Source organism: Lentzea sp. NPDC006480, assembly GCF_040611995.1.
In the GTDB taxonomy this organism is placed as follows: Bacteria; Actinomycetota; Actinomycetes; order Mycobacteriales; family Pseudonocardiaceae; genus Lentzea.
In genome coordinates this window covers 1-3,757 of the sequence record NZ_JBEXPJ010000313.1, presented here as the reverse complement: position 1 = coordinate 3,757, position 3,757 = coordinate 1, and the positions used below count along the sequence as shown (strand labels likewise).

Annotated in this window: 3 protein-coding genes and 1 pseudogene; 2 read left to right on the top strand and 2 right to left on the bottom strand. The window is 66.9% G+C overall.

The genetic code is table 11. The features are described from left to right. Positions 1 to 113: pseudogene (locus ABZX92_RS45395) on the top strand (ATP-binding cassette domain-containing protein); the annotation flags it as partial. A gap of 167 nt (positions 114 to 280) precedes the next feature. On the opposite strand, the gene ABZX92_RS45390 reads toward ABZX92_RS45395, so the two are convergent. Both ABZX92_RS45390 and ABZX92_RS45385 read right to left on the bottom strand, forming a co-directional pair. Beyond that, the gene (locus ABZX92_RS45390) at positions 281 to 1,303 is read right to left on the bottom strand and encodes a hypothetical protein (RefSeq protein WP_355572309.1); all 1,023 of its coding nucleotides are present in this window, start codon (positions 1,301 to 1,303) and stop codon (positions 281 to 283) included. A 13-nt stretch (positions 1,304 to 1,316) separates the two neighbouring features. Continuing rightward, positions 1,317 to 2,081: an alpha/beta fold hydrolase gene (locus ABZX92_RS45385; RefSeq protein ID WP_355572307.1), complete on the bottom strand. Its 765-nt coding sequence runs from the start codon at positions 2,079 to 2,081 to the stop codon at positions 1,317 to 1,319. 107 nt (positions 2,082 to 2,188) lie between these two features. Between ABZX92_RS45385 and ABZX92_RS45380 the strand changes: the two genes are divergently transcribed. Further along, complete coding sequence (locus tag ABZX92_RS45380; RefSeq protein WP_355572305.1) at positions 2,189 to 3,676, top strand: cellulose binding domain-containing protein; 1,488 nt, start codon at positions 2,189 to 2,191, stop codon at positions 3,674 to 3,676. Positions 3,677 to 3,757 lie beyond the last annotated feature (81 nt).

Sequence of the window (3,757 nt, the reverse complement as noted above, 5' to 3'; positions counted from 1 at the left end):
AACACCTCGATCGCAAGCCGCGCAACCTTTCTGGCGGACAGCGACAACGCGTGGCGATGGGGCGGGCGATGGTGCGGGCCCCGCAGGTGTTCCTGCTGCTCAAAGCGCCTTTGCCGGTGCTGGCGAAGGGCCCGTACGCCATCCTGTCCGCCAATGCGGTGTCGAGCCTGCCGGTGTGGGCCAGGATTCCGCTCAGGCTGCCCTACCTGCCGATCGCCGAGGCGACCGGTGTGCGGTTCGCGGGTCACGCGTTGATGCGCGGCCTGCGCTGGGTCACCGGCTAGCGGAAGTCGCTGACCCGGAACGTCCAGAGCATGTCGCGGTCGCGGGGATTCTCGTTCGGGCGGACGACCGGGTTGAACGAGGCTTCGACGCCGACCCAGCCCCGGAACCGGGCGTCGTCGTCGAGGATCTGCAGCATCGGCCGGACGTGCGAGTTGCGGGTGTAGCACGTCTGTTCATGGCCCTGCTCGTCCTTGGTCAGACAGCTGCACCACTGCCAATGGGTGTCGCGGCGGTCGTTGTTGGAGACTCGCACGATGTAGTTCTGGATCGACAGGTCGGTGTTCCCCTTCACGCAGCCTTCCTTGCAGGCGTTCGTGGCGGCGGGGAGGAGGTAGGTGAGGCACCACGACGTGGTGGCGCACGTCTTGTACCGCCCGATGTCGTAGGGATCCGCGTCGAGCGTCCTCGGGGCGTTGTTCTCCCAGCCCCGGACGTCCAACTCGAGCTTGCCGGGGAACGACTGGACGCTCGCCATCTGGCGCCGGGTGCTCAGCGAGGTGTTGCTGCCGTACGCGTACCCGGCCGTGGCCAGGGTGTTGAACCTGAGGTCGAGGCGGGCGAGCTTGTCGTCGGCGCTCGTGGTGATCGCCCACTGCTCGGACCACGCCTGGCCCACGTCGGTCCAGGTGATCTTGAGCAGACCGTTCTCGATCCGGTAGTCGCCGTGCCTGAGCTCGGCGGGGACGGAGGTGAAACCGCCCGCGGTCAGCACCTCGCACTCACGCACCAGAGACTGTCCCGGCGTCGCCGAGGGGGTCGAGCACGAGCGGTCGGGCGTGGTTCCGGTGCCCTCGCGAAAGGCTGGTTTGCCTTGCCGCCACAGGAAGGTCCGCGCGGTCACCTGCCCGCCGGCGAACCGGTAGTCGCCGAGCCGTACCCAGTTGTCCTCTCCCGCCTTGAACGAGCCGAGCGACACGACGAAGTTCGCCTTGCCACCGGGCAGGTCGGCGGCCGACGCCGTGGCGGGCAGGAACGTGAACAAGGCCAGCACGGCCAGGACGAGCGGCATCTTCCGCATGCAACCCCCAGTTTCAGCTCTGCAGGAAGTCCACCACAAGTGGTGTCGCCTCGTCCTGGAACTCCTCGAAGTAACCGTGTCGTGCGCCTTCGATGAGGTGCATGCGCGCGTTGGGAATCCGCTCGGTGATGAGGGGAGCGTTGGCCGTGGGGTTGAAGATGTCGTCGGTCCCGTGCACCACGAGCGTCGGCGCGGTGATCGACGGCAGCACGTCCCACGCGTCGTGCTCGGCGCTCGCGAAGAGGTGCAGCTTCTTGGCGTAGGGCGGCATCCGAGGGTCGCCGAGCGTGTTGAACGGGCCTTTGTAGGCAGGCGTGTACATCAGCTCTTCCAACGCCCGGCGCGCCTTCATCGGGTCGACCTGCGCCAGCGACTTGCGCACCTCGGCACTGCGTTCGATCCCGTGCGGCCCGCCGGGGGAGGTGCAGCCGAGCACCAGCCGGTCGACCCTTGAGCTGTGGGACGCGGCGATCCACTGCGCGATCCGGCCGCCCATCGAGGTGCCGTAGACGTGGGCCTGGTCGATGCCGGCGTCGTCGAGGATCGCGATGCAGTCCGAGGCGAACTGCCTGGTGCTGTAAGGGGTTTCGGGCTTGTCGCTGGAACCGGTTCCGCGATGGTCGGTGACGATCGTGGTGAACTCTGCGGAGAAGGCCGCGCGGACCTGTGACCACCAGCGGGACGAGTTCGACTGGCCCGCGATGAGCAGCAGGGGAGGACCAGAGCCTTCGACCGAGTAGAAGAGCCTGGTTCCGTCCGCGGCACGAGCGTGGGTCACGACTGGACAGCCTAGGACCTTGACTTCCGCGTAGATGGTCTAGTCCAATTCGCCAGAGAACAATCACTGACCCCCTGCCGGCCGCCACGCGTGAGGGATGGAAGCCCATGCAGCTTTTCGCTCGAATAAGCGCGGTGGCCGCACTGGTGCTCGGCACCGTGATCGTGAGCCTCGCCCCTGCCAGCGCCGCCGGTGTCACGGCGACGTTCGTCAAGCAGTCCTGGGACACCGGGTACACCGCCACGGTGACGATCAAGAACGAGACCAGCGCGGCCATCAGCTCCTGGAAGGTCGAGTTCGACTACCCGGCGTCCACGTCCGTCGGCGCCTACTGGGACTCGCTGCTCACCAAGAGCGGCAACCACTACGCGTTCGTCAACCGCGAGTACAACGGCTCGGTCGCGCCCGGTGCGAGCGTGTCGTTCGGCTTCAACGCCACCGGCACCGCGGACCCGTCGAACTGCACGATCAACGGCGCGGCGTGCACGGGCGGTGGCACCTCGCCGACGTCAACCACTACGACTACCACCACTACGACCACGACCACGACCACCACGACGACCGGACCGCCTCCGAACGGCAGCCTGCCGCGCAAGGTCCTCGTCGGCTACCTGCACGCCAGCTTCGCCAACGGTTCCGGCTACATCCCGATGAAGGACGTGCCGGACGAGTGGGACGTCATCAACCTGTCGTTCGCCGAGCCCTCCAGTGCCACGTCCGGTGAGCTGCGGTTCGCGCGGTGCCCGGTGGCGGAGTGCCCGAACGTCGAGTCCGAGGCCGACTTCATCGCGGGCATCAGGGCGCAGCAGGCCAAGGGCAAGAAGGTGCTGATCTCCATCGGCGGCCAGAACGGCCAGGTGCGGCTGGAGACCACGGCGGCGCGCGACGCGTTCGTGCGGTCGGTCGGCGCGATCATCGACAAGTACGGCCTGAACGGGCTCGACGTCGACTTCGAGGGCCACTCGCTCTCGCTCAACCCCGGTGACGTCGACTTCAAGAACCCGACCACCCCGGTGGTGGTGAACCTGATCTCGGCGCTGCGGTCGCTGAAGTCCCGCTATGGAGCCAGCTTCGTGCTCACGATGGCGCCGGAGACGTTCTTCGTGCAGGTCGGCTACCAGTTCTACGGCGGTGCGGGCGGCGGCGACGCGCGCACGGGTGCGTACCTGCCGGTGATCGAGGCGATGCGCAACGACCTGACGTTGCTGCACGTGCAGGACTACAACTCCGGACCCGTGATGGGCCTGGACAACCAGTACCACAACATGGGCGGCGCGGACTTCCACGTCGCGATGACCGACATGGTGCTCGCCGGGTTCCCGGTGCGCGGTGACACGACGAAGTTCTTCGCGGGGTTGCGGCAGGACCAGGTCGCGATCGGCCTGCCCGCCGCCCAGTACGCGGGCAACGGGTTCACGTCCGTCGCGGACGTCCACACCGCGCTCGACTGCCTCACCAAGGGCTCGAACTGCGGCAGCTACAAGCCGAAGGGCATCTACCCGAACCTGCGCGGCCTGATGACCTGGTCGATCAACTGGGACAAGTACAACAACTACGAGTTCTCCAAGTCCCACCGCGCCTACCTCCCCCGTTAAAACCATGAACGGCTCTTTCGTGGACCCCAGGTCCACGAAAGAGCAGGTCGCCGTAGCGGACGGTGATCCCGTTGATCGTTC

Excerpts from the sequence above, each read along its gene's own strand:
- ABZX92_RS45390 (WP_355572309.1), bottom strand. The coding sequence starts at position 1,303 with ATGCGGAAGATGCCGCTCGTCCTGGCCGTGCTGGCCTTGTTCACGTTC.
- ABZX92_RS45380 (WP_355572305.1), top strand. The coding sequence starts at position 2,189 with ATGCAGCTTTTCGCTCGAATAAGCGCGGTGGCCGCACTGGTGCTCGGC.